Raw genomic sequence first — 24,083 nt, 5'->3', positions numbered from 1 at the left:
TTCTGGCGCACGCCGCTGCGGCGGTAGAATGCCGCTTTCAGTCAGAAATGAGCAGAAGCACCATGGACAATGCAGAACAGATGGAAATACGTTTCGTCGATATCGAAATCAAGCTGGCGCAGCAGGAAGACCTGGTCGAGTCGCTGAACCAGATGGTGTACCAGCAGGGCAAGCGCATCGACCAGCTGGAAGCCATGCTGCACAAGCTGGGCGAGCACGTGCGCGACGGGGCGCAGCAGGCAAATGGCGGGCTGGTCAACGAACGTCCGCCGCATTACTAAATCGGCATCGTGGTGCAGGGCGCATGAAAACCGTTCATTACTGGCTGGCGCGCTACCATCGGTTTTGCTGGTGACGCAAGTGTTTCAGGCTGTTATTATTTCAGGCTGGCCCGCGACACAATCGCGGCTCTCTTGCGTTCCTTGAAAGTAGACATGACCCGTCCAACAATGCTCGTCATCGCCGCCAGCCTGATGCTGGCGCCAGCCGCTTTTGCCGCTACCGCCACCACCGCGCCAAGCACCGCCGCTACCGCGGCCGCGGCGCTGCCCGTTTCGAACCCGTTTGCGCAGGCCAGCAGCCTGCCTTTCAACTATCCGCCGTTCGACAAGGTGCAGGACGCTGACTACGCGCCCGCCTTTACGGCAGGCATGGCCGCTAACCTGGCGGAAATCAATGCCATCGCAAATAACCCGAAAGCAGCCACCTTCGACAACACCATCGTGGCCATGGAACGCTCGGGCCAGTTGCTGAGCCGCGTGCGCACCGTGTTTTCCGTGATGTCCGGTTCGAACACGAATGACACGATCCAGGGCCTGGAACGCGAACTGGCGCCGAAAATGGCGGCCCACAGCGACGCGATCATGCTCAACGACAAATTGTTCAAGCGCATCGACACCCTGTACGCCAAGCGCGGCAAGCTGGGCCTGGATGCCGAATCGAAACGCTTGCTGGAGCGCTATCACACGGACTTCGTGCGCGCCGGCGCCAAGCTGTCGGCGGCGGACAAGGAAAAGCTGCGCGCCTACAACGGCCAGCTGGCTGCCCTGTCGACCAAGTTCGCACAGAACGTGCTGAAGGAATTGAACGCCTCGGCCGTCGTCGTCGATACGCGTGAAGAGCTGGACGGCCTGTCGCCGGCCGCCATCGAAGTGGCCGCCAGCCTGGCCAAGAAGCGCGGCCTGGACGGTAAATACGTGATCGCCCTCGTCAACACGACGGGCCAGGCGCCGCTGTCGCTGCTGACCAATCGCGCCGTGCGCGAACGCATCATGGCCGCTTCGCAAGCGCGCGGCAGCCGTGGCGGCGAGTTCGACAACACCCAGGAAGTGCTGGAACTGGCGAAACTGCGCGCCGAACGTGCCGCGCTGATGGGCTACCCGAACTACGCGGCCTACTCGCTGGAAGACCAGACGGCGCACGACACGACCGCCGTGAACGCCTTGCTGGGCGAGTTGGCGAAGCCGGCCGTCGTCAATGCGCGCCGTGAAGCGGACGATATCCAGAAGGTCATCGATGCAGGCAAAGGCGGCTTCAAGGTAGGTGCCGCCGACTGGGCCTTCTACAGCGACAAGGTCCGTGCCGAACGCTACAACTTTGATGAAAATCAACTCAAACCGTACTTTGAAATGCACAGCGTGCTGACCAAGGGCGTGTTCTTTGCCGCAGGTAAATTGTACGGCTTGACCTTCAAGCAGCGCACCGACTTGCCCGTCTACAACACCGACATGCTGGTGTACGACGTCTTCAATGAAGACGGCACGCAGCTGGCCATCTTTACCCTGGATCCATACGCGCGCAGCAACAAGCGCGGCGGCGCATGGGCGAATGCCTACGTGGGCCAGTCGACCTTGCTGAACCGCAAGCCGGTCATTGCGAATAACCTCAACATTCCGAAGCCGGAAGCGGGTCAGCCGACCCTGATGACGTTTGACGAAGTCAACACCATGTTCCACGAATTCGGCCATGCGCTGCACGGCATGTTCTCGAACGTGAAATACCCGCGCTTCGCCGGTACCAGCGTGCCGCGCGACTTCGTCGAATACCCGTCGCAAGTCAATGAAATGTGGGCGCTGTGGCCGGAAGTGCTGCAAAACTACGCCAAGCACTATCAGACGGGCGCGGCCATCCCGGCCGAGCTGCTGGCGAAAGTGACGGCGGCCGACAATTTCAACCAGGGCTATAAAACCACGGAATACCTGGCGTCGGCCCTGCTGGACCAGCGCTGGCACCAGCTGACCCCGGCGCAGATCCCCACCGACGTGCTGGCGTTTGAAAAAACCGCCTTGAGCGACGCGGGCGTCGATTTCGCCCCGGCGCCGCCGCGCTACCGCACCACCTACTTCTCGCACGCATTTGCGGGCGGTTATTCGGCCGGCTACTACGCGTATCTGTGGTCGGAAAAGCTCGACGCCGACACGGTCGAGTGGTTCAAGGAAAACGGTGGCCTGACGCGCAAGAACGGCGACTGGTTCCGCAATAAACTGCTGTCGCGCGGCGGCAGCGCCGATGCGCTCGACATCTACCGCAACTTCCGCGGCCGCGATGCGAAGATCGAGCCGCTGCTGGAACGCCGTGGCTTGAACGCCAAGTAATCCCCCGTCACCGGCCTGGCCGGTGCTGAATATCGATGGCCGCCCCGCAACGGGCGGCCATTTTTATTTGGCGATTCTGCTCGTAAACCGTGGTAAACCGCGCAGTTGGCGTGATGCACCACAGGATCGCCCATGTTGGATGACGCATGTGTGACAGGCTGCTATGATCTGCCACTGGCCCGCGACGCGATCGCGGTTCTTCCCGCGCTTCCTGAAAGATGTCATGATCCGTCCACAACTGCTCGTCATCGCCGCCAGCGTCATGCTGGCCCACGCCGCCCCATCCGCCATGGCTGCCGCCACTGCAAAAACCGCGCCTGCTGCCGCCGTCAGCGCCCAGAACCCCCTGCTCAAAGCGAGCCCGCTGCCATTCCAGATGCCGCAGTTCGGCCTGATCAAGGATGAACACTACGCGCCGGCGTTTGCCGAAGGCATGAAACGCCAGTTGGCCGAAGTCAACGCGATCGCCAGCAACCGCCAGGCGCCCACGTTCGAGAACACCATCGTGGCCCTCGAGCGCACGGGACAATTGCTGCACCGCGTGCAAAGCATCTTCAGCAACATGACGTCGACCAACACGAACAGCGTGCTCGAAGCGGTGGAAGTGGATGTGTCGCCGAAGCTGGCCGCGCATGGCGACGCCATCACCCTGAATCCGAAACTGTTTAACCGCATCGACACCCTGTACGCCAAGCGCGACAAGCTGGGCCTGGATGCCGAATCCTTGCGCCTGCTGGAACGCTATCACACGGATTTCGTGCGCGCCGGCGCCAAGCTGTCCGATGCGGACAAGGAAAAACTGAAAGCCTATAACGCCGAACAGGCGGGCCTGGAAACGGCCTTTGCGCAAAACGTGCTGAAGGAAACGAATGCCAAGAGCATCGTCGTCGACACGCGTCTTGAGCTGGCCGGCATGACGGACAGCGATATCGATACGGCCGCCACGGCAGCCAAGGAGCGTGGCTTGAACGGCAAGTTCGTCATCGCCCTCGTGAACACCAGCGGCCAGCCGCCGCTGGCGGTATTGACGGATCGCAAGACGCGCCAGCGCCTGATGGATGCGTCGCTGAACCGCGGCAGCCAGGGCGGCGAGTTCGACAACCGCGCCATCGTGCTGAAGCTGGCCAAGCTGCGTGCCGAACGGGCCACCCTGCTTGGTTACGCCAACTACGCCGCGTATTCGCTGGAAGACCAGACGGCCAAGACGACCACGGCCGTCAATACCCTGCTGTCGGAATTGGCGAAACCGGCCGTTGCCAATGCGCGCCGCGAAGCGGCCGACCTGCAGCAAATCGTCGATGCCGAGAAGGGCGGTTTCCAGGTGGCAGCAGCCGACTGGGCCATCTACACGGACAAGCTGCGCAAGCAGCGTTTCAATTTCGATGAAAACGAGCTGAAACCGTACCTGGAATTGAATAGCGTGCTGAACAACGGCGTCTTCTTTGCCGCGAACAAGTTGTACGGCATCAGCTTCAAAGAACGCAAGGACTTGCCGGTGTACAACCCGGACGTGCGCGTCTACGACGTGCTGGACGCAAACGGCAAGCCGCTGGCCCTGTTCATCGCCGATTTCTATGCGCGCGGCAACAAGCATGGCGGCGCGTGGATGAATGAATACGTGTCGCAGTCTATGCTGATGGGCACGCATCCCGTCGTCGCCAACCAGCTGAACATTCCGAAGCCGCCCGCCGGCCAGCCGACGCTGTTGACGTTCGATGAAGTGACGACCATGTTCCACGAATTCGGCCATGCGCTGCACGGCATGTTCTCGAACGTGAAATACCCGCGCTTTGCCGGCACCAGCGTGCCGAGCGACTTCGTCGAGTATCCATCGCAAGTCAATGAAATGTGGGCCGTGTGGCCGGAAGTGCTGCAAAACTATGCCAAGCACTACCAGAGCGGCGCGGCCATGCCGCAGGAATTGCTCGACAAGGTGACGGCGGCGAAGAAATTCAACCAGGGTTTCATGACGACGGAATACCTGTCGGCGGCCTTGCTGGACCAGCGCTGGCACCAGCTGGCGCCGAACCAGGTCCCGACCGACGTGCTGGCCTTTGAAGCGGCATCGCTGAAGGACGCGGGCGTCGATTACGCGCCCGTGCCGCCGCGCTACCGCACCAGCTACTTCTCGCACAGTTTCTCCGGCGGCTACTCGGCGGCGTATTACGCCTACCTGTGGTCGGAAAAGCTGGATGCGGAATCGGTCAACTGGTTCAAGGAAAACGGCGGCTTGACGCGCAAGAATGGCGACTGGTTCCGCAGCAAATTGCTGTCGCGCGGCGGCAGCGTCGATGCGCTGCAGCTGTTCCGCGACTTCCGCGGCCGTGATGCCACCGTGGAACCATTGCTGGAACGCCGCGGCTTGAACGCCAAGTAAGACGTCCCCATCAGAAGCTTGCGTTGCGTTGACCTGGCGCACGCAAGCTTTCCGTGCCGGCGGCGTAGAATTGAGTAAGATGTAAACAAGAAGGCAGTCGAAAGAGTATATGAGTCAGCAAGATTTGAATGGCATTACCCTGGAAGGTATCGTGACGCGCCTGCACGCCCACTACGGTTGGGACGGCTTGGCCAAGCACATCGATATCAATTGCTTCATCAGCGATCCCAGCATCAAGTCGAGCCTGAAGTTTTTGCGCAAGACCCCGTGGGCCAGGAGCAAGGTGGAACAATTGTTTCTGGACACGCAATTTACTGACTGACAGGAAAAAACATGGATAGCAAACTCAAGGAATCGCTGCAACAACTGCATTCGACACTGGAAACCAGCGGCCCCGTCGATGAAGAACTGCATGGTTTGCTGCAAAAACTCGATGTCGACATCAAGTTGCTGATGGAAAAGCGCGCCGCGCAGGAACAGGAAGAAGAGTCGACCACCTATGGACTGGCCGAGCGCAGCCAGGAATTGTCGGCCAAGTTTGCCGTCAAGCATCCGAAACTGGAGCCGGCGCTGCGAGAACTTGGTGAGATTCTAGCCAATATGGGTATTTAATTTAACCCTAAAGCAACATCTGGGGTCAGACCCGCCGGGTCTGACCCCAAGGGCCTCTTTCTCCCAAGTAATTGAAAATTAAACGTTTTTTGTACTGAAATCCAACAGTAAAAAGCAGGCCGTCAGGTTGGAAATGGCCAATTCCGGTACAATCCGTACCCTATGAGCTCCCCTACCAATTTATTTGCGACCGTTCCCAAGCGGTCTGCCCGCGCTGCCGTGGCGCCTTTCCTGCCGATGTCGCGTGCCGAGATGGACGCGCTGGGCTGGGACCAGTGCGACGTCATCCTCGTCACGGGCGACGCCTACATCGACCATCCGAGTTTCGGCATGGCTCTGGTTGGCCGCCTGCTCGAAGCGCAGGGTTACCGCGTCGGCATCATCAGCCAGCCGGACTGGCTGTCGGCCGACGCGTTCCGCATCCTCGGCAAGCCGCGCCTGTACTACGGCATTACCGCCGGCAACATGGATTCCATGGTCAACCAGTACACGGCCGACCGCAAGATCCGCTCCGACGACGCCTACACGGCGAACGCGGAACCGAACAAGCGTCCGGACCGCGCCGTCACGGTGTACGCCCAGCGCGCGCGCGAAGCGTATCCCGACGTGCCCATCGTCATCGGCAGCATCGAAGCGTCGCTGCGCCGCATCGCCCATTACGATTACTGGTCGGACAAGGTCCGCCGTTCCGTCTTGCCCGATTCCAAGGCTGATTTGTTGATCTTCGGCAATGCCGAGCGGGCGCTGGTCGACCTGACCCACCGCCTCGCCGCGGGCGAATCGATCAAGGATATCCGCGACTTGCGCGGCACGGCCTTCATGGTGCCGTCCGGCTGGCTGCCTGGCGACGACTGGGGCGTGCACAATTCCACCCGCGTCGACGTGCCCGGCAAGATCGACCCGCACTACAGCCCATACGAGATGGTGCAGGAAGACAAGACCGCCTGCGCGACCGAGAATGCGTCGAAATCGGCCGAAGTCATCAAGCCGATCCGCATCATGAGCCGCGAAGAGCGCCTGGCCATGGCCAAGGAAAAGCACGACAAGACGGTGGTGCGCCTGCCCGCCTACGACGTCGTCAAGGATGACCCCGTCATGTATGCGCACGCTTCGCGCGTGTTCCACCTGGAATCGAATCCCGGCAATGCGCGCGCCATGGTGCAGGCGCACGGCGAACGCGACGTGTGGCTCAACCCGCCGCCGCTGCCGCTGGCCATGGACGAGATGGATGGCGTGTACGACATGAATTATGCGCGCGCCCCGCATCCGAGCTATGGCAAGGCGCATATTCCCGCCTGGGAAATGATCCGCTTTTCCGTCAACATCATGCGCGGCTGCTTCGGCGGCTGCACCTTTTGCTCGATCACGGAGCATGAAGGACGCATCATCCAGAGCCGTTCGGAACCGTCGATTTTGCGCGAGATTGAACATATCCGCGATAAAACCAAAGGCTTTACGGGCACCATTTCCGATATGGGTGGCCCGACGGCGAATATGTACCGCCTCGCTTGCAAGGAAAAAGAGATCGAAGTCTCGTGCCGCCGGCTGTCCTGCGTGTACCCGTCCATCTGCGTCAACCTGGGCACGGACCACAGCAAGCTCATTTCCCTGTACCGCAAGGCGCGCGCCATTCCCGGCATCAAGAAAGTCTTGATCAGCTCAGGCTTGCGCTACGACCTGGCCGTGCGTTCGCCCGAGTACGTGAAGGAACTGGTGACGCACCACGTGGGTGGCCTCTTGAAAATCGCGCCCGAGCATACGGAAGAGGGCACTTTGTCGAAGATGATGAAGCCCGGCATCGGCGCGTATGATGAGTTCAAGGAAATGTTCGACCGTTTCTCCCTGGAAGCAGGCAAGAAGCAGTATTTGATTCCCTACTTCATCGCCGCCCATCCGGGTACGACGGACGTGGACATGCTGAACCTGGCCCTGTGGCTGAAGAAAAACAATTTCAAATTGGATCAGGTGCAAACCTTCATGCCCACGCCGATGGCCATGGCGACGACCATGTATCACACGCGCAAGAATCCTTTGCGCAAGGTCACGGCGGACTCGGAAGTGGTGGAAACGGCGCGCAGCGGCAAGATCCGCCGCACCCATAAAGCGTTCCTGCGCTACCAAGACCCGGCCAACTGGCCGATTCTGCGCGAAGCGCTGGTCAACATGGGCCGTGGCGACTTGATCGGCAATGGCGACAAGCATTTGATTCCTGCCTGGACCTCGTCCGAGTCGGGCGGTCTGGCCGCCGGCGAACGCAGCCGCCAGACGCATGGCGCCGGCACGCCGGATAAGTTCAAGGTTACGCCGGGCAAGAACCGTATCGCCCTGGGCGGCACGGCCGCGGCGCCGAAGGCGACCGCCGTCGAGTCGAAGGTGCGTCCATCGATCTTGTCGACCATCAAGACGAAGGCCAAGCCGGCCGCCGTGCCGATGGGCCGTGGCAGCAAGCCGCCAGCCAAGGGCAGCCATGCCGCGCCGGCACGGGGCGGACGCAAGTAAGCCGTCCTCGGCACCCCGGGCATCGCCTGAAAACCCGGCAACGCACACAGCGTTGCCGGGTTTTTTTGTTATCTGCGCACCAGCATGGGGCGCGACATGCCGTGATGGCGGAATTTTTACCAATATTTAAAAAATGAATAGAGCAAAAGGCAATTTTCCCTTGTGGCAACTTGATGTTTGAAAATATACTCGTTGAATATTTAGCCGTACGGCAACAATGCTGCCATTCTGGCAAGCGCCAGCGTACGCGCCTTCCAGCGTTTAGATGAAAAGAGATGCCAATTGAAATGCCTTTCCTGCCAGGCCGAGAATAAGCCGGGCGCAAAATTCTGCTCTTCCTGCGGCACGACGTTTGCCATTGCTCCTGCCGCCGCCGCTCCCGTGCCGGGCAAATCCTGCGGCCAGTGCGGCCATGATTGCAAGCCGGACGCCAAGTTCTGCCCCAAGTGCGCATTCAGCTTTGCCGTGGCGCCCGTTGCCGCAGCGGTGCCGCCCCCGCTGCCGGAAGCGGTCATCGAGCCGCGCATCGAGCCGGTCATCGAGGCTGCGAGCGCCCCCGTGATCGAGCCGCTTATCGAGCCCGTCACTGAGCCCGTCATTGCATCCATACCCGTGCCTGAGCCGGAACCTGAGCCTGCCCCAGTGCCAGCGCCAGTGCTGGAAAAGCGCCGTGCCGATCCTGGCCCCGCAGCGGAACCTGCTCCCGCACCCGCCAGCGTGCCCGCAGCGGCATCCGACAGCCCGGCCGGTGGCAGCCGCATCAAGCTGATCGTCGCAGCCGTCGCGGCGGTGGTGGTAGTGGGGGCGGCAGGCGGATACTATTACCTGTCAGCCAAGCCTGCGGAACCCGCGCCAGTCCCCACGCCGACGCTTCCCGCCGAAGACACGACGGCTGCCGCCGAGCAGCCGCTGGCCATCAGCGACCCTGCGCTCGATGGCGCCACGACGGCCGACCATGCCGCGACACCTGCTGCCGAGCCTGAGCCTGAGCCAGCGGCAGCTCCTGCACCGGTTCCTGCTCCGGCACCGGCGCCAGCGCCTGCACCGGCACCTGTCGCGGAAAAACCCGCCAAGCCCGTCAAGGTGACGCCACCGGCCGCGCCTGTCAGCAAGCCTTCCGGTCTCGAAAGCGTGATCACGGACAGCCTGTCGGAAGCGAGCCACTGCATGAGCCAGCGCAAATACGACTGTGCCATTGCCAACGCGAATGCCGTGTTGCGCATGGACACGGGCAACCGCTACGCGCTCGACATCAAGCGCAAGGCGAAAGAAGCGCAGGACAAGGCGCTGTCGCAAATCCAGATCGAGTAAGCCGCGCTGCTTGCCTTCCCCCTATTTTGACCTTTCCGGAGAATAACGTGAAAAACCTGAAACAAATGGCCAAGCCCCTGGTGGCGATGCTGGTCGTGTCCTCGATGCTGGCCGGTTGCGCCGCGCCGGGCGGCCCTGGCGCCACCGGCAATACCACTACCGCCGGCACGGACGCGGCCAGCGGCGAATGCAATACGGCCATGCTGGCCGGCATCGGCGCCGTCGTGGGCGGCTTGCTGGGCGGCGGCAACAACACCGTGCGCGGCGCGGCCCTGGGCGCCAGCCTGGGCGCGCTCGCTTGCGTGGCCTTGAATTATCAAAGCCAGCAAGTCAAGACGGCGCAGCAAGTGCAGACCGACTACAAGGTGGCCAACAAGGGCAAGCTGCCCGAGCAGTCGACCCTGGTGAAATACGAGACGGGCTTTACGCCATCCTCCGTGCGTCCGGGCCAGAAGGCGCAGACCAATTCGTATATCGAAGTGGCGGCCGGCACGCGCGATCCGAACCCGCTGGTGGAAGAGGAATTGAGCCTGTACAAGCCAAATGGCGACTTGATCAAAACCGTGCGCAAGGTGGTCAGCAGCAATAACGGCAGCGGCGCCTACAAGGGCGGCTTCTCGATTCCCATGCCGGAAGGCGTGCCGCAGGGCATTTACCCGGTGCGCACGGCCCTGTACCTGAATAGTAAGCGCGTCGGTGGCCAGGACGTCAAGCTGCAGATCGTCCAGCGCCAGGCGCCTGTATCCGAGCTGCAACTGGCGCAGGCCTACTAACACCGTGTTACCACGGGGCGGCCAGGCAGGCCGTCCCCTTCCGATTTCCCCCTTTCAGGCTAGACATGACCATTTCCACAGAAGCAGCTAAACCTCTTCCCTTTTCTTCCGCCGTGGGCTCGCTGATCGAAGCGACCGACGCCATCAGGAACTTCCGCGCGATTGCCTTGCTGGCCCTGACCTTCATCGGTGCCGTGCTCGTCGGTGGCGTGCTGACGATGCTTGCCGGCGGCATGAGCAGTGCGCTGCTGGCCTTCCTGGCCGCCTTGATGGCCTTCCTCGTGATGTTCTACGGTTCCAATGCCGTGGGCATCCTGCTGATGCGCGATGCGCAAGGCCAGCCGGGCATGAGCCTGGTGGATGCCGTGCTCGTTTCGCTGTACACGAGCCACCGCCTGATCGCGGTCGTCTTCCTTGAATTTTTGATCGTGCTGGCGGCCATGATCGCCATCGCCATCATCTTGTTCGTCTGCAAGATCCCCATGCTCGGCCCCGTGCTGTACGCGGTCGTCTTCCCGCTGTCGGCCATCGTGCTGGGCGTGCTGGTCTTTGCGTTGTTCTACGTGATGCTGCCGCTGGCCGGCCCTGCCGCCTGGTCGGGCGCCAGCGTGTTCCAGATCATTGCCCGCCTGAACCAGATCGTGCGCACCAAGCTGGTGTCCGTGATCTTGCTGGAAGTGCTGCTGTTCCTGATCACCGCGTTTGTGGCCCTGCTGATCTTTGGCGTGCTCGGTACCGGCGTGTCGCTCACCACGGGCATGTCGGCTGGCATCCTCAGCCTGGGCGAGATGAATATGTATGCGCTGGCTGCGGGCCTGGGTCGCGGCGGCTCCGGTTCCGGCTACATCGTCGCAGCCGGCCTGGGCGGCGGCTTGCTGATGGCGGCCGCGGCCGTAGTGCCTGGCCTGATCTTTACCAAGGGCGTGTGCATCATTTACTTGGACGCCACGCGCAATGTCGACTTCAGCGCCTCGGAAGCGAGCCTGAACGACGGCCTGGCTACGGTCAAGAAAAAAGCCGAGGAAGCGCGCGAGCGCGCGCGTGCCCTGGCCGAGCAGGCGAGCGCCCCCGCCGCGCCCGCCGCTGCCGCTGCACCGGCCGCCGCGCCGGCTGACAGCCTGCAGTGCCCAAGCTGCAAGGCACCGGTCGCATCCGATGATGTGTTTTGCGGCGAATGCGCGCATAAACTCAAGTAAAGGCACGCCATGGCTCACTTCTGCACCAAATGCGGCACCGCCCATGTTCCCGGCGCGCGTTTTTGCGATGAATGCGGCAAGGCCGTAAACGCCGCGCCGTCGCCCGCACCTGCGCCGTCGCCCGTCGCGCCCGTCAAGCCGACCGGTGTGCAGCGGCGCCACCTCCTCCTTGCCGGCGGCGTGCTGGCGGTGGTCGTCGTGGCCGGTGGCGCACTGGCGTGGTTGCTGGCGCCAGAGGCAGCCTCGTCCAGCAGTTTCAGCCGCGCCATCGATGCCCACCTGGCGGCCGACGAGGCGGCGCGCGACAAGTTGCTGTGCCTTGCCAACTTGCCGTACCAGAAGGAAGAGATCCGCGTGGCGTCGTACGATAGTTCTACTCGGCAATGGCTGGATATCCTTGTGCGTAGCGGGCTGTACAGCGCACCCGTCGAACAAGGCAGCGGCGGCTGGGTTGCGCAATCGCAATTTGTCTACGCGCTGGCCGCGCCGGGCAAGGCGGCCTTGCGCGGCGACAAGCTGTGCGTGGCCAAGGGCGTGAAAGTGGCCAAGGTCAGCGGCTACGATCAGGTGCGCGACCTGGGCGAACAGCAGGTGGCGATGGCCAAGGCCACCCTGGCGTTGACCGATGAGGCGGCGTGGTTCGCCAAGTCGCCGGACCGCGCATTGATCTTGCAGCGCTTGCCGGACGGCGACCTGGAAGTGCGGCTGCCGCTGGCGCTGGTCGACAAGCAGTGGCAAGTCATCGACCAAGCGCAGATGAGCCAGGCGGCCATGACCGGCGTGATGGGCAAAGCGCGGGCAGGGCAGGGCGCGGGCATGCTGGACAAGCTGAAAGGCGTGTTCAGCTTTGGCGGCCACCCGGCGGTGGGAAAATGGCAGGCGGCGATGGGCAATGTCCTGGAATTTACACGCGACAGCGTGATCAATAACGGGACCTCGACCAGGGCCACTTTCACCACCAACGGCAATACCGTGACGATCGCACCGGAAGGCGCGGGCGAAACGGCCATGGACATTATCGTCAGCGACGATGGCAGCACGGCGCAGATCAGCATGGGCGGCATGCGGGTGACGACGCTGCGCCGCATGCGCGATTAAGAGGCTAAGCCGGCGGCGTAGCTTGCCGCCTTGCAGCATTCCAGAAGCCCGGCCATGCCGGGTTTTTTTACGCCGCCGGCCAGGCAAGGGAGGCAGGTATTTATCTTGACATCAAGATAGTTCGCGCCCACACTGGTCTTTTATCTTAATGTCGAGATAGTTTCATGACCTCTTCCTTTGCCCGCCCCGCCTGGGGCGATATTCTGCTCACGGCGCTGGCGCCCCTGATCTGGGGTTCCACGTATATCGTCACGTCCGAACTGCTGCCGCCGCACCGTCCCTTCACGGCGGCCCTGATCCGCGTGCTGCCGGCCGGTCTGCTGTTGCTGCTGCTGATGCGGCGCCTGCCCGCACGGCGCGACTGGGGCCGCGTGCTGATCCTGTCCGCGCTGAATATCGGCGTGTTCCAGGCGCTGCTGTTCGTGGCCGCCTACCGCTTGCCGGGCGGCCTGGCGGCCGTGGTGGGGGCCATCCAGCCGCTGCTGGTGATGGGTCTCGCCTGGGGCGTGGAAGGACGCCGCCCCGCCCGCCTGGCCCTGGGCGCCAGCGTGCTGGGCGTGGCCGGCATGGGCGTCTTGCTGTTGTCGCCACGCACGGTGTGGGAGCCCATCGGCATCGCCGCCGCGCTGGGCGGCACGGCCTGCATGGCGGCCGGCACTTACCTGACGCGGCGCTGGAAGCCGGACTTGCCCGTGCTGGCGCTGACGGGCTGGCAATTGCTGCTCGGCGGCCTGATGCTGGCGCCCGTTGCCTGGCTGGCCGACGCGCCCTTGCCGGCACTGTCCTGGCAGCAAGTGCTGGCCTACGCCTACCTGTGCCTGGCCGGCGCCCTGCTGGCGTATGCCTTGTGGTTCCGCGGCATCGCCCGCCTGTCCCCCGTGGCCGTGTCCTCGCTGGGCTTGCTCAGCCCCCTGATGGCCGTCGTGCTGGGCTGGGCCTTGCTGGGCCAGGCCATGACGGGCTGGTCGATGCTGGGCTTGCTGCTGGTGCTGGCCAGCGTGCTGGCCGTGCAGTGGGCCAGCGCCCGTCCCGCAACAAAGTCCTGACTTCCGCGTATTTCCCTCTGGCAGGCTGATGGCATCAGCCTGCCTGTTTCCCTCTGAACGCTCCCTTTTTGCTGCACCGCACATACAGTTTTGCTTGCACTGATATGGGGCATTGAGGCACTATTCGCTTCGCGCAAACGTTTGCGCGCAACGAATTTCCTAAAAAGCATGCAGTACACGTGCTTGACCAACAACTCTGGAGACGCTCATGACATCCCGTATTCGCCTGAAAATGATTGCCGCCGCTGTCCTGGTGTGTGCCTTGCCCGCCGTGCCGGCGATGGCGCAGACACCTGCCAAACCAAAGGTGGCGCTGGTGATGAAGTCGCTCGCCAATGAATTTTTCCTGACCATGGAAAATGGCGCCAAGGCGCATCAGAAGGCGAATGCCGCCAAGTACGACCTGCTGTCGAACGGCATCAAGGATGAAACGGATACGTCGAGCCAGATCAAGCTGGTCGAGCAAATGATCGTCTCGCGCGTCAACGCGCTGGTGATCGCGCCGGCCGACTCGAAAGCGCTGGTGCCGGTGCTGAAGAAAGCCATCGACGCGGGCATCATCGTCGTCAATATCGATAACAAGCTCGACGCGGGCGCCCTGAAAGAGAAGGGCATCACCGTGCCGTTCGTCGGCCCGGACAACCGCAAGGGCGCCAAGGTCGTCGGCGACTACCTGGCGCAGCAAATCAAGAAGGGCGACCCCGTCGGCATCATCGAAGGCGTGTCCACCACCTACAACGCGCAGCAGCGCACCATGGGTTTCCAGGATGCCATGACGGCTGCCGGCGCCAAGGTGGTCAGCGTGCAGTCGGGCCAGTGGGAAATCGCCCCCGCCAACACGGTGGCGGCCGCCATGCTGAACGCCAATCCGAATATCAAGGCTTTGCTGTGCGGTAACGACAACATGGCCATCGGCGCCATTTCCGCCATCAAGGCGGCCGGCAAGACGGGCAAAGTGCTGGTCGTCGGCTACGACAACATCAACGCCATCAAGCCGATGCTGGCCGATGGCCGCGTGCTGGCTACCGCCGACCAGTTCGGTTCGCAACAAGCCGTGTTCGGCATCGAGACCGTGCTGAAAGCCCTGGCGCAGAAGAAGAAACAGGCCGAGCTTGGTGGCGTCATCGAAACCAAGGTCGAACTGGTCGCCAAGGGCGCCAAGTCCTGATCGTTTGATCCCGCCGGGGCCGGCGCCCGCTTGCTCACCGAGCAGGCGCCGCCGGCCCCGCCGCCACTACCGCGGAGTTTTATCATGCCCACCGACATTCCCCCGGCGCCAGCCGCCATCCCCTTGTTAACGCTCGATAACATCGGCAAGTCCTATGTCGGCCCCGTCCTCGGTGGCGTGGGCCTGCGCTTCGCCCCTGGCCAGGTGCTGGCGCTGACGGGCGAGAACGGCGCGGGCAAGAGCACCTTGTCGAAGATCATCTGCGGCCTGGAGCAAGCCACCACGGGCACGATGCTGCTCGACGGCAAGCCTTACCAGCCCGCCTCGCGCGGCGCCGCCGAGGCGCTGGGCATCCGCATGGTGATGCAGGAACTCAACCTGATTCCCACCCTGTCGATCGCGGAAAACCTGTACCTGAAGAATTTGCCGCAGCGTTTCGGCTTCATCGACCGTACGCGCCTTGAGCGCGACGCGCGCGAACAGATGGAAAAAGTGGGATTGGGCGGCCTCGACCCGTGGACTTTGGTCGGCGAGCTGGGCATCGGCCACCAGCAAATGATCGAGATCGCGCGCAATTTAATTGGCGCTTGCCGCCTGCTGGTGCTCGACGAACCGACGGCCATGCTGACGCACCGCGAAGTGGAATTGCTGTTCCTGCAAATCGAACGCCTGAAAGCCGACGGCGTGTGCATCATCTATATTTCCCACCGACTGGAAGAACTCAAGCGCGTGGCCGACCGCATCGCCGTGCTGCGCGACGGCCAGCTCGTGTGCGACGACGATATCGCGGGCCACTCCGCGGCCGACCTGGTCAGCCTGATGGTGGGCCGCTCGGCCGACGACGCCGTCGACCTGAGCGGCCGCACCATCGGCGCACCGCTGCTGCGCGTGCGGGGCCTGGCGCGCGGCAAGGTCGTCAACCCCACCTCGTTCGACTTGCGCGCCGGCGAAATCCTCGGCATCGCCGGCTTGATCGGCTCGGGCCGCACGGAATTGCTGCGCCTGATTTTCGGCGCCGACCGCGCCGATGCCGGTGACGTGTTCCTCGGCGACAGCGCAACGCCCGCCGCCTTGCACTCGCCGCAGGCCGCCGTGCAAGCGGGCATCGCCATGATCACGGAAGACCGCAAGGGCCAAGGCTTGCTGTTGCGCCAGTCCATCGCCGTCAACACGACCCTGGCGTCGCTCGACACCGTCAGCGGCGCTGGCTGGCTCAACGACGCGGCCGAAGCGACGGTGGCCGACGACTATATCCAGCGCCTGGGCATCCGCTCGCGCAACAGCGCGCAAACGGTGGCCGAATTGTCCGGCGGTAACCAGCAAAAGGTGGTGATCGCCCGCTGGCTGTACCGCGACTGCCCCGTCATGCTGTTCGACGAGCCCACGCGCGGCATCGATATCGGCGCCAAGTTTGATATTTATCAGGTGTTGGCCGAACAGGCGCGCCAGGGCAAGGGCCTCGTCATCGTGTCGAGCGACTTGCGCGAACTGATGCTGATCTGCGACCGCATCGCCGTCATGAGCGCCGGCAGCATCGTCGACACCTTCGAGCGCGGCGCCTGGAGCCAGGACGCGCTGCTGTCGGCCGCCTTCTCCGGCTATTTGACCCCCACTTCCACTTCAGCTGCGGCCTGATCCGCCGGAAAGATTCCCATGACCACCAACTCCTCTCCTTCGTATCTGCAGCGCAGCCTGGCCGACCTGAAAAACTATGCGGGCCTGATCGGCGCCCTGGTCGCCATGTGCGTACTGTTCTCGTTTGCCAGCGAAAACTTCTTCACGCTCGCCACCCTGAGCACCCTGTCGAACAATATCCCCACCCTGGTGGTGATGGCCGTCGGCATGACGTTCGTGCTGATCATCGGCGGCATCGATTTGTCCGTTGGTTCCGTGATGGCGCTGGCCGCGTCCGTGCTGTCGCTGGCCGTCGTGCACTGGGGTTGGCCCGTGTGGAGCGCGGCCCTGCTGGGCATGTTCGTCGCCGCCCTGTGCGGCGCCACCACGGGCCTCATTTCCGTCGGCTGGCGCATTCCCTCGTTCATCGTCTCGCTGGGCGTGCTGGAAATGGCGCGCGGCATGGCGTATCAAGTGACGAACTCGCGCACGGAATACATCGGCAGCGCCGTTGACGGCATCAGCTCGCCGATCGCGTTCGGCCTGTCGCCCGCCTTCATCGCCTCGATCGCCATCGTCGTCATCGGCCACCTGGTGCTCACGCGCACGGTGCTGGGCCGCCACTGGATCGGCATCGGCACGAACGAGGAAGCCGTGCGTTTGTCCGGCATCAATACAAAACCGTCGAAGGTGCTGGTGTTCGCCCTGATGGGCTTTCTGGCCGGCGTGGGCGCGCTGTTCCAGGTCTCGCGCCTGGAAGCGGCCGACCCGAACGGCGGCGTGGGCATGGAATTGCAAGTGATCGCCGCCGTGGTGATTGGCGGCACGAGCCTGATGGGCGGCCGCGGTTCCGTCATCAGCACCTTTATCGGCGTGTTGATCATTTCCGTGCTGGAAGCGGGCCTGGCGCAAGTGGGCGTGTCGGAACCTGTGAAACGTATCGTCACGGGCCTGGTGATCGTCGCCGCCGTGGTGCTCGACACCTACCGCCGCCGCGGCGAACGCGCCTAAGCGCCACATCGCCCATGGCAACCATCAAGCAAGTGGCGCAGGCGGCGGGGGTGTCGTTTACCACCGTGTCGCACGTCCTCAACAATACCCGCCCCGTCAGCGACGAGGCGCGCCGCGCCGTGCTGGCGGCGGCGGAGCAATTGCATTACGTGCCCAGCGCGCTGGCGCGTTCCTTGCGCAGCCGCAGCACGGGCACCATCGGCCTGATCATTCCCAACAATACGAACCCGTATTTTTCGGAAGTGGCGCGCGGCATCGAGGACAGCTGCTACGCGGCCGGCTACAGCGTCATTTTGTGCAATTCCGATGACGACCCCGTCAAGCAGCGCGATTACCTGAACGTGCTGCTGACCAAGCGTTGCGACGGTCTGATTTTGTCCGCGCTGGCCGACAGCGATGGCGAATTGCTGCGCAAGATGAAGGTGCCGGCCGTGCTGCTCGACCGCGCGCCCAGCGACTTGTCCATCGATGCCGTGGCTGTCGACAACCGCGCCGGCGGCGTGCTGGCCGCGCGCCATTTGCTGGGCCTGGGACGCCGGCGCCTCGCCTGCATCGCCGGTCCCCGCGAAGTGAGCATTTCCAACGACCGCATCGCCGGCGTGCGCAGCGCCATGGCGGACGCCGGCGTGGCCTTGGCCGACGCCCTGTGCCGCCATAGCGATTTTACGAGCGCGGGCGGCTATGCGGCCGCGCTGGACTTGCTGGCGCTGCCGCCCGACCAGCGTCCCGACGCCTTGTTCTGCTGCAATGACCTGATGGCCTTTGGCGCCTTGCGCGCTGCCGCCGAGCGGGGCATTGCCGTGCCGGGCGAACTGGCCGTCGTCGGCTTCGACGATATCGACCTGGCCAGCTTCGTGCATCCGGCCCTGACCAGCGTGGCGCAAAATACGCGCGAACTGGGCCGCATCACGGCCGCCTGCCTGCTGGCGCGCATCGCCGACCCCGCCTTGCCGCGCCAGCAGCGCAGCATCGCCCCGGAATTGCACGTGCGCGGCTCCAGCGCGGCCGTTACGCTATCTTCTTCCGCACCTACTTCTTCACCTGCAACTGAACTGATGGGAATGACATCATGATCGTGGTTATCGGCAGCATCAATATGGACCTGGTCTTGCGCGTGCCGCGCATGCCCCTCCCCGGCGAAACCCTGACGGGCGGCGCCTTTCGCACCATTCCTGGCGGCAAGGGCGCCAACCAGGCCGTGGCCTGCGCGCGCCTGAGCGGCAAAGTGGCGGGCGCCCAGCAAGTGGCCATGGTCGGCTGCGTGGGCGACGACGCGTTCGGTGCGACGTTGCGCTCCGCGCTGGTCGGCGACGGCATCATCGACAGCCACATCACCACCTTGCCGGGCGTGGCGTCCGGCATCGCCTCGATTCTTGTCGATGACAATGGCCAGAACAGCATCGTCATCGCCGGCGGCGCCAACGATCTGTTGAGCCCGGCGCACATTGATGCGGCGCAAGGCTTGATCGAACAGGCCGATATCGTCGTGCTGCAGCTGGAAACGCCGATGGCCACCGTCGTGCATGCCATCAAGCTGGCCCGTTCGCTGGGCAAGACCGTGGTGCTGAACCCGGCCCCGGCAGCCAGCCTGCCGGACGGCGTGCTGGAACTGGTCGACTACCTGATTCCGAATGAAATCGAAGCGGCCATGCTGGCCGGCGTCAGCCCGGACGGCGCGGATGCCAGGGCGCTGGCCGCCGCGCTGCAAAAGCTGGGCAGCGACAACGTCATCATCACCCTGGGTTCCAAGGGCGTGCACGCGGCCCTGTACGGCGGCGATTACACCTTCCCTGCCGAAGTGGTGCAAGCCGTCGACACGACGGCCGCCGGCGACACCTTCATCGGCGGTTTTGTGGCGGGCCTGGCGTCCGGCATGGACGAGGCGGAAGCGATCCAGCAAGGCCAGCGCGCGGCCGCCTGGAGCGTCACCAAGCCCGGTGCGCAAACCTCGATCCCCCACTTGCACGAGCTGTTCTAACGACACGACGCCCATGAAAAAATCACCGCTGCTCAATATCGCACTGTCGCAACTGATCGCGTCGCTCGGCCATGGCGACATGCTCGTCATCGGCGACGCGGGCTTGCCGTCGCAGCCGGGCGTGCCCCTGATCGACCTGGCCCTGACGCGCGGCATCCCTGGCTTCATCGATACCGTCAACACGGTATTGACTGAAATGCAGGTGGAATACCATTTGCTCGCCAGCGAATTGCCGCAGCATAATCCGGCCATGGCGGCGCAGGTGGCAGCCCTGGCTTTGCCCGATGCGCGCCAGGTGACGCACGAGGAGTTCAAGCAATTGAGCAAGGGCGCGCGCGCCATCGTGCGCACGGGCGAGTGCAGTCCGTACGCCAACATCATTTTGGTGGCCGGCGTCGTGTTCTAGCGCAAACAATGGCGACATTGTTTGCCAAAAACATCAACGCTATTGTCCTCACTGAAATAGTTATCCATTGGCAAAAGGGGCGGCTACAATAGCCTTACCCCTGCCAGCTCGGCAGCTTCCTGTGGTGTTCCGCCATGCCGATGAAAGCCCGCGACGCTTTCCGCCTTGTCTTGCCGCTCGCCGGCAGGCTGGCGCGCGCCTGGCGTGGCTTTGTCTTCCTGCTGCTGTGCCTGGTCACACCAGCCCGTGCGCTGGAACCCGTTACCCTGCAGCTCAATTTCACGCACCAGTTCCAGTTCGCCGGCTATTACGCGGCCATCGAGCAAGGCTATTACCGCGAGGCGGGGCTGGAAGTCAGGCTGGTCGAAGGCGGCGGCGGGCCGCTGGCCGAGGCGGCCGTGCTGGCGGGCCAGGCCGAGTATGGCGTGGGCAACAGCACCTTGTTGCTCAGCCGCCTGGCCGGCAAGCCCCTAGTGGTGCTGGCCGTCGTGTTCCAGCATTCGCCCAGCGTGCTGCTGATGCGCCAGCAGGGCGGCGCGCCCGACGTGCGCAAGCTGGTGGGGGCGCCCGTGATGATCGGCGCGGCCGGCGACGTGGCCCTTGCCGCCGATGAAGTGTCGCTGTTCCTGGCGAAAATGGGCGTCGCGCCGCAGCAGATGCGCCACTTGCCGCCCAGCTACCGCATCGAGGATTTGATCGATGGCAAGGTCGACGCCATCGCCGCGTATTCCACCAACGAACCGGACTACCTGGACCGGGCGGGCTTTCCCTATTACCAGTTTACGCCGCGCACGGCCGGCATCGATTTCTACGGCGACAACCTGTTTACCAGCGAGCACGAACTGCGCCGCCATCCCGAGCGCGTGAAAGCGTTCCGCGCGGCCAGCCTGCGCGGCTGGCAATACGCGATGGCGCACCGCGAGGAAATGGCGCAACTGATCCACGTCAAATACAGCCAGCGCCACGACCGCGCGCATCTGCTGTACGAGGCGCAGCAGATGGAATTGCTGCTGCAGCCCGTGCTGGTGGAGCTCGGCTACATGAATCCCCAGCGCTGGCAGCACATCGCCGACACGTATGCCAGCATGGGCGTGCTGCCGCGCAATGCCACGGACAGCCGCGCCTACAAGGGTTTTTTGTATCGCCCCGTGCCGGGCGCCGACCTGGGCTGGCTATACCTGTCGCTGGGCCTGGCGGGCAGCTTGCTGGCCGTGTCGGCGGCCTTTCACTTCAACAACCTGGCCCGCGAGCGCCGCCGCACGGAGGAAACCATCCGCCAGGGGGAATTGCGCTTTCGCACCATGTTCGAGGAAGCGCCCATGGGCATCGCCCTGATCGATACCGTGAGCGGACAGTTTCTCGACATCAATCCGCGCTACCTGGCCATCAGCGGGCGCAGCCTGGAACACATGAAGCAAACGAGCTGGATGGAAATCAGCCATCCCGACGATGTGCCCGGCGAGCAGGAGCAGGTGGCGCAGTTGCTGGCGCGTAGCCTGCAGGGCTTTCGCCACGCCAAGCGGATCGTCCGGCCCGATGGCGGCGTGGTGTGGGTCGACGCTTCGGTGACGGCCATCGCCACGGCGCGCCATGGCGGTCCGCACCACCTGTGCATGCTGGAAGACGTGACGGACAAGCGGCAAACGGAAGCGCTGATCTGGCAGCAAGCCAACTTCGATACCCTGACGCAATTGCCGAACCGGCGCATGTTCCACGAACGCCTGCGCCAGGCGCTGGCCCAGGGGCGGCGCGATACGAGCCGCGTGGCCATCCTGTTCATCGACCTCGACCATTTCAAGGAAGTCAACGACACCCTGGGCCACCACCAGGGCGATATCCTGCTGATCGAGGCGGCGCGGCGCATCCGCGTGGGCGTGCGCGAGACGGACACGGTGGCGCGCCTGGGCGGCGATGAATTCACGGTGATCCTGTCCGACCTCGATGATCTGCAGCAAGTCGACCGCATCGCGCGGCAGATACTCGACGGCTTGCTGGCGCCATTCCTGCTGGGGCAGGAGCAGGCGTTCGTCTCGGCCTCGATCGGCATTACCCTGTATCCGGACGACGCGGGCACCATCGAGGAATTGCTCAAGCACGCGGACCAGGCCATGTACGTGTCGAAAGGGGCGGGGCGCAACCGCTACAGCTACTTTACGCCCGCCATGCAGGTGGCGGCCGTCAACCGCATGCGCCTGGGGGCGGACTTGCGCACGGCCCTGCGCGAACAGCAGATGCAGCTGTATTACCAGCCCATCGTCGCGCTGCATGGCGGACGCATCGAGAAGGCGGAAGCCTTGCTGCGCTGGCACCATCCGCAACGGGGCCTCGTGTGTCCGCCGGATTTCCTCGCGCTGGCCGAAAGCAGCGGCCTGATCGTGGAGATCGGCGACTGGGTGCTGTGCACGGCGGCGGCGCAACTGCTGCATTGGCGTGCGCAAGGCCATGCCATCGGCTTGCCGGGGCTGCAACTGTGCCTGAACCAGTCGTCGCTGGAATTGCAGCGCGAAGTCGAGGCGCCCGGCACCTGGCTGCGCCAGCTGGCGGCGCTCGGTGTGCCGGCCTCGGCCATCGTGCTCGACATGCGTGAAGATGTGCTTTTACCTGGCGGCACCAGCATGGCGCCCCGCTTGCAGCACTTGCGCGAAGCGGGCTTGCAGATCGCCCTGGACGACTTCGGCAGCGGCCATGCTTCGCTGACGCAATTGCAGCAATGCGGCGTCGATTACCTGAAGCTCGACGGCGTGCTGGTGCGCAAGCTGGCGCCCGGCGCCAGCGAGCTGGTGCTGTGCGAGGCGATCGTCACCATGGCCCACAAGCTGGGCTTGCGGGTGATTGCCGAAGGGGTGGAGACCGATGAGCAGCGCGCGCGGCTGCTGGAGATCGGCTGCGATTTTGCGCAAGGCGAGCTGTTTGCGCCGCCGCTGGCCATCGAAGCGTTCGACGCGCTGCTGCGCGCACAGCGCCCCTTGCACCCTTGAAACAGGCGTCGCCTGCCACCAGATGGCATGCACGCCTGCGGGACAGGGCTCCCGGCTTGAACGGGCTTATACTCGACGGGCTGGCGCCTGCGCCCGGCTTTGCTGTCACCGGTACCTACACCGGGAGCGCAGGCAGTATTTCTTCCATTCACTCAACTCGAGGTGACCTCATGGGCATTTTCAGCAATATCTACAACAAGATCTTCCACCATTCGTCCGACGCTGCCCCGGCAGCCACGCCAGCCGCCGCTACCGACGCGCCAGCGGCCGCCGCACCGGCCGCTGCACCAGCGGCTGCCGTGCCGGTGGTGGACGTGGAAGTGGTGCTGGTCGACCTGGCCAGCAAGAACGCGGAAAAACTCAATTGGCGCACGTCCATCGTTGACCTGATGAAACTGCTTCAACTGGACAGCAGCCTGGCTTCGCGCAAGGAACTGGCACAAGAGCTGCATTTCACGGGTGACACCAACGATTCGGCCAGCATGAATATCTGGCTGCACCGCCAGGTGATGATCAAGCTGGCGGAAAACGGCGGCAAGGTACCGGAAGAGCTGAAGAATTAAGAACTGAACACCTGGCGGCGGCAGGGGTATCCACTGTCACCGCTATCCAATCCCGTGGGAACTGCCTATCATGGAGTTCCCATGGTGTCATGATAGCTAAAACTAATTGAAACTATTGTGACAATCAATTTTGCATATGGGTTAAAACCCCTTACACTAGAGTCTTACTGATTCACCACACGAGAGGAAATGACTATGTCGCTGATCAATACCCAAGTTAAACCATTCAAGGCAACCGCTTACCACAATGGCAAATTCGTCGACCTGACGGAAGCGTCGCTGAAAGGCAAGTGGTCGGTATTCGTCTTCTACCCAGCCGACTTCACCTTCGTTTGCCCAACCGAACTGGAAGATCTGGCCGATCACCACGCTGAATTCCAGAAACTGGGCGTCGATGTCTACGGTATCTCGACCGATACCCACTTCGCGCACAAAGCCTGGCACGACACCTCGGACGCGATCAAGAAAGTGCAATACGCACTGATCGGCGACCCAACCGGCGCCCTGTCGCGCAACTTCGAAGTCATGATCGAAGAAGAAGGCCTGGCACTGCGCGGTACCTTCGTCATCAATCCTGACGGCTTCATCAAAGTGCTGGAAGTGCATGACAACGGCATCGGCCGTGACGCAGCGGAACTGTTGCGCAAAGTCAAAGCCGCTCAGTACGTGGCGAACCACCCAGGCGAAGTGTGCCCAGCCAAATGGACGGAAGGCGCAGCGACTCTGACCCCATCGCTGGACCTGGTTGGCAAGATCTAAGTCTTGAAGCCTTGCAACATCTAGCAGCAAACAAGTAGTTACCGCGATGCCGGACCGGGTGTCCGGTCCGGCATTCGCCTAAATATTTGTAGAAAAGGAA

The 24,083-nt window shown here is 63.3% G+C and carries 20 protein-coding genes and 1 pseudogene; all 21 read left to right on the top strand.

Annotation, left to right across the window (positions count from 1 at the left end; translation table 11 throughout):
• Positions 1-62: 62 nt before the first annotated feature.
• Positions 63-281: a SlyX family protein gene (locus O3301_RS23760; protein ID WP_046683207.1), complete on the top strand. Its 219-nt coding sequence runs from the start codon at positions 63-65 to the stop codon at positions 279-281.
• A gap of 168 nt (positions 282-449) precedes the next feature.
• Positions 450-2,594 carry a M3 family metallopeptidase gene (locus tag O3301_RS23755; RefSeq protein WP_369812236.1) on the top strand — a complete coding sequence of 715 codons (2,145 nt, stop codon included), beginning with the start codon at positions 450-452 and terminating at the stop codon, positions 2,592-2,594.
• 223 nt (positions 2,595-2,817) lie between these two features.
• Complete coding sequence (locus O3301_RS23750) at positions 2,818-4,971, top strand: M3 family metallopeptidase (protein WP_305057683.1); 2,154 nt, start codon at positions 2,818-2,820, stop codon at positions 4,969-4,971.
• Positions 4,972-5,080: 109 nt separating this feature from the next.
• On the top strand, positions 5,081-5,293 hold the full coding sequence (locus O3301_RS23745; protein WP_070219603.1) for a VF530 family DNA-binding protein: 213 nt from the start codon (positions 5,081-5,083) through the stop codon (positions 5,291-5,293).
• 11 nt (positions 5,294-5,304) lie between these two features.
• Positions 5,305-5,583: a DUF4404 family protein gene (locus O3301_RS23740; RefSeq protein WP_034753883.1), complete on the top strand. Its 279-nt coding sequence runs from the start codon at positions 5,305-5,307 to the stop codon at positions 5,581-5,583.
• Positions 5,584-5,820: 237 nt separating this feature from the next.
• Positions 5,821-8,082: a YgiQ family radical SAM protein gene (locus O3301_RS23735; RefSeq protein WP_305057711.1), complete on the top strand. Its 2,262-nt coding sequence runs from the start codon at positions 5,821-5,823 to the stop codon at positions 8,080-8,082.
• A 282-nt stretch (positions 8,083-8,364) separates the two neighbouring features.
• Positions 8,365-8,472: pseudogene (locus tag O3301_RS28625) on the top strand (zinc-ribbon domain-containing protein); the annotation flags it as partial.
• A 252-nt stretch (positions 8,473-8,724) separates the two neighbouring features.
• Positions 8,725-9,393 (top strand): hypothetical protein, encoded by a 669-nt coding sequence (locus O3301_RS23725; RefSeq protein WP_305057681.1) that lies wholly within the window; start codon positions 8,725-8,727, stop codon positions 9,391-9,393.
• A 47-nt stretch (positions 9,394-9,440) separates the two neighbouring features.
• Positions 9,441-10,166, top strand: coding sequence for a hypothetical protein (locus tag O3301_RS23720; protein ID WP_289919867.1), 726 nt, complete (start codon positions 9,441-9,443; stop codon positions 10,164-10,166).
• Between the two features lie 65 nt (positions 10,167-10,231).
• Entirely contained in the window at positions 10,232-11,362 is a 1,131-nt protein-coding gene (locus tag O3301_RS23715) for a zinc ribbon domain-containing protein (protein WP_305057680.1), read from the top strand.
• A 9-nt stretch (positions 11,363-11,371) separates the two neighbouring features.
• A complete protein-coding gene (locus O3301_RS23710; protein ID WP_305057679.1) occupies positions 11,372-12,460 on the top strand; it encodes a zinc ribbon domain-containing protein in 1,089 nt (362 codons plus the stop codon).
• A gap of 164 nt (positions 12,461-12,624) precedes the next feature.
• Positions 12,625-13,506, top strand: coding sequence for an EamA family transporter (locus tag O3301_RS23705; protein WP_289900535.1), 882 nt, complete (start codon positions 12,625-12,627; stop codon positions 13,504-13,506).
• 208 nt (positions 13,507-13,714) lie between these two features.
• A complete protein-coding gene (locus tag O3301_RS23700) occupies positions 13,715-14,674 on the top strand; it encodes a sugar ABC transporter substrate-binding protein (protein WP_369812233.1) in 960 nt (319 codons plus the stop codon).
• An 84-nt stretch (positions 14,675-14,758) separates the two neighbouring features.
• A complete protein-coding gene (locus O3301_RS23695; protein ID WP_305057678.1) occupies positions 14,759-16,309 on the top strand; it encodes a sugar ABC transporter ATP-binding protein in 1,551 nt (516 codons plus the stop codon).
• A gap of 18 nt (positions 16,310-16,327) precedes the next feature.
• A complete protein-coding gene (locus O3301_RS23690; protein WP_099666105.1) occupies positions 16,328-17,299 on the top strand; it encodes an ABC transporter permease in 972 nt (323 codons plus the stop codon).
• 14 nt (positions 17,300-17,313) lie between these two features.
• The gene (locus O3301_RS23685) at positions 17,314-18,372 is read left to right on the top strand and encodes a LacI family DNA-binding transcriptional regulator (RefSeq protein WP_305057677.1); all 1,059 of its coding nucleotides are present in this window, start codon (positions 17,314-17,316) and stop codon (positions 18,370-18,372) included.
• Positions 18,369-19,277 (top strand): ribokinase, encoded by a 909-nt coding sequence (gene rbsK / locus O3301_RS23680; RefSeq protein WP_305057676.1) that lies wholly within the window; start codon positions 18,369-18,371, stop codon positions 19,275-19,277. The genes O3301_RS23685 and rbsK overlap by 4 nt, the downstream gene beginning before the upstream one ends.
• A 13-nt stretch (positions 19,278-19,290) precedes the next feature.
• Positions 19,291-19,683 (top strand): D-ribose pyranase, encoded by a 393-nt coding sequence (rbsD, locus tag O3301_RS23675; protein ID WP_230506466.1) that lies wholly within the window; start codon positions 19,291-19,293, stop codon positions 19,681-19,683.
• Between the two features lie 134 nt (positions 19,684-19,817).
• Positions 19,818-22,661 carry an EAL domain-containing protein gene (locus tag O3301_RS23670; RefSeq protein WP_305057675.1) on the top strand — a complete coding sequence of 948 codons (2,844 nt, stop codon included), beginning with the start codon at positions 19,818-19,820 and terminating at the stop codon, positions 22,659-22,661.
• Between the two features lie 170 nt (positions 22,662-22,831).
• Entirely contained in the window at positions 22,832-23,224 is a 393-nt protein-coding gene (locus tag O3301_RS23665; protein WP_099666109.1) for a DUF3597 domain-containing protein, read from the top strand.
• 195 nt (positions 23,225-23,419) lie between these two features.
• Positions 23,420-23,983 carry an alkyl hydroperoxide reductase subunit C gene (gene ahpC, locus O3301_RS23660; protein ID WP_077398190.1) on the top strand — a complete coding sequence of 188 codons (564 nt, stop codon included), beginning with the start codon at positions 23,420-23,422 and terminating at the stop codon, positions 23,981-23,983.
• Positions 23,984-24,083: the final 100 nt, after the last annotated feature.

The organism is Janthinobacterium sp. SUN211 (assembly GCF_030587315.1).
Taxonomy (GTDB): Bacteria; Pseudomonadota; Gammaproteobacteria; order Burkholderiales; family Burkholderiaceae_D; genus Janthinobacterium; species Janthinobacterium kumbetense.
This window is presented reverse-complemented; position numbering and strand designations above follow the sequence as displayed.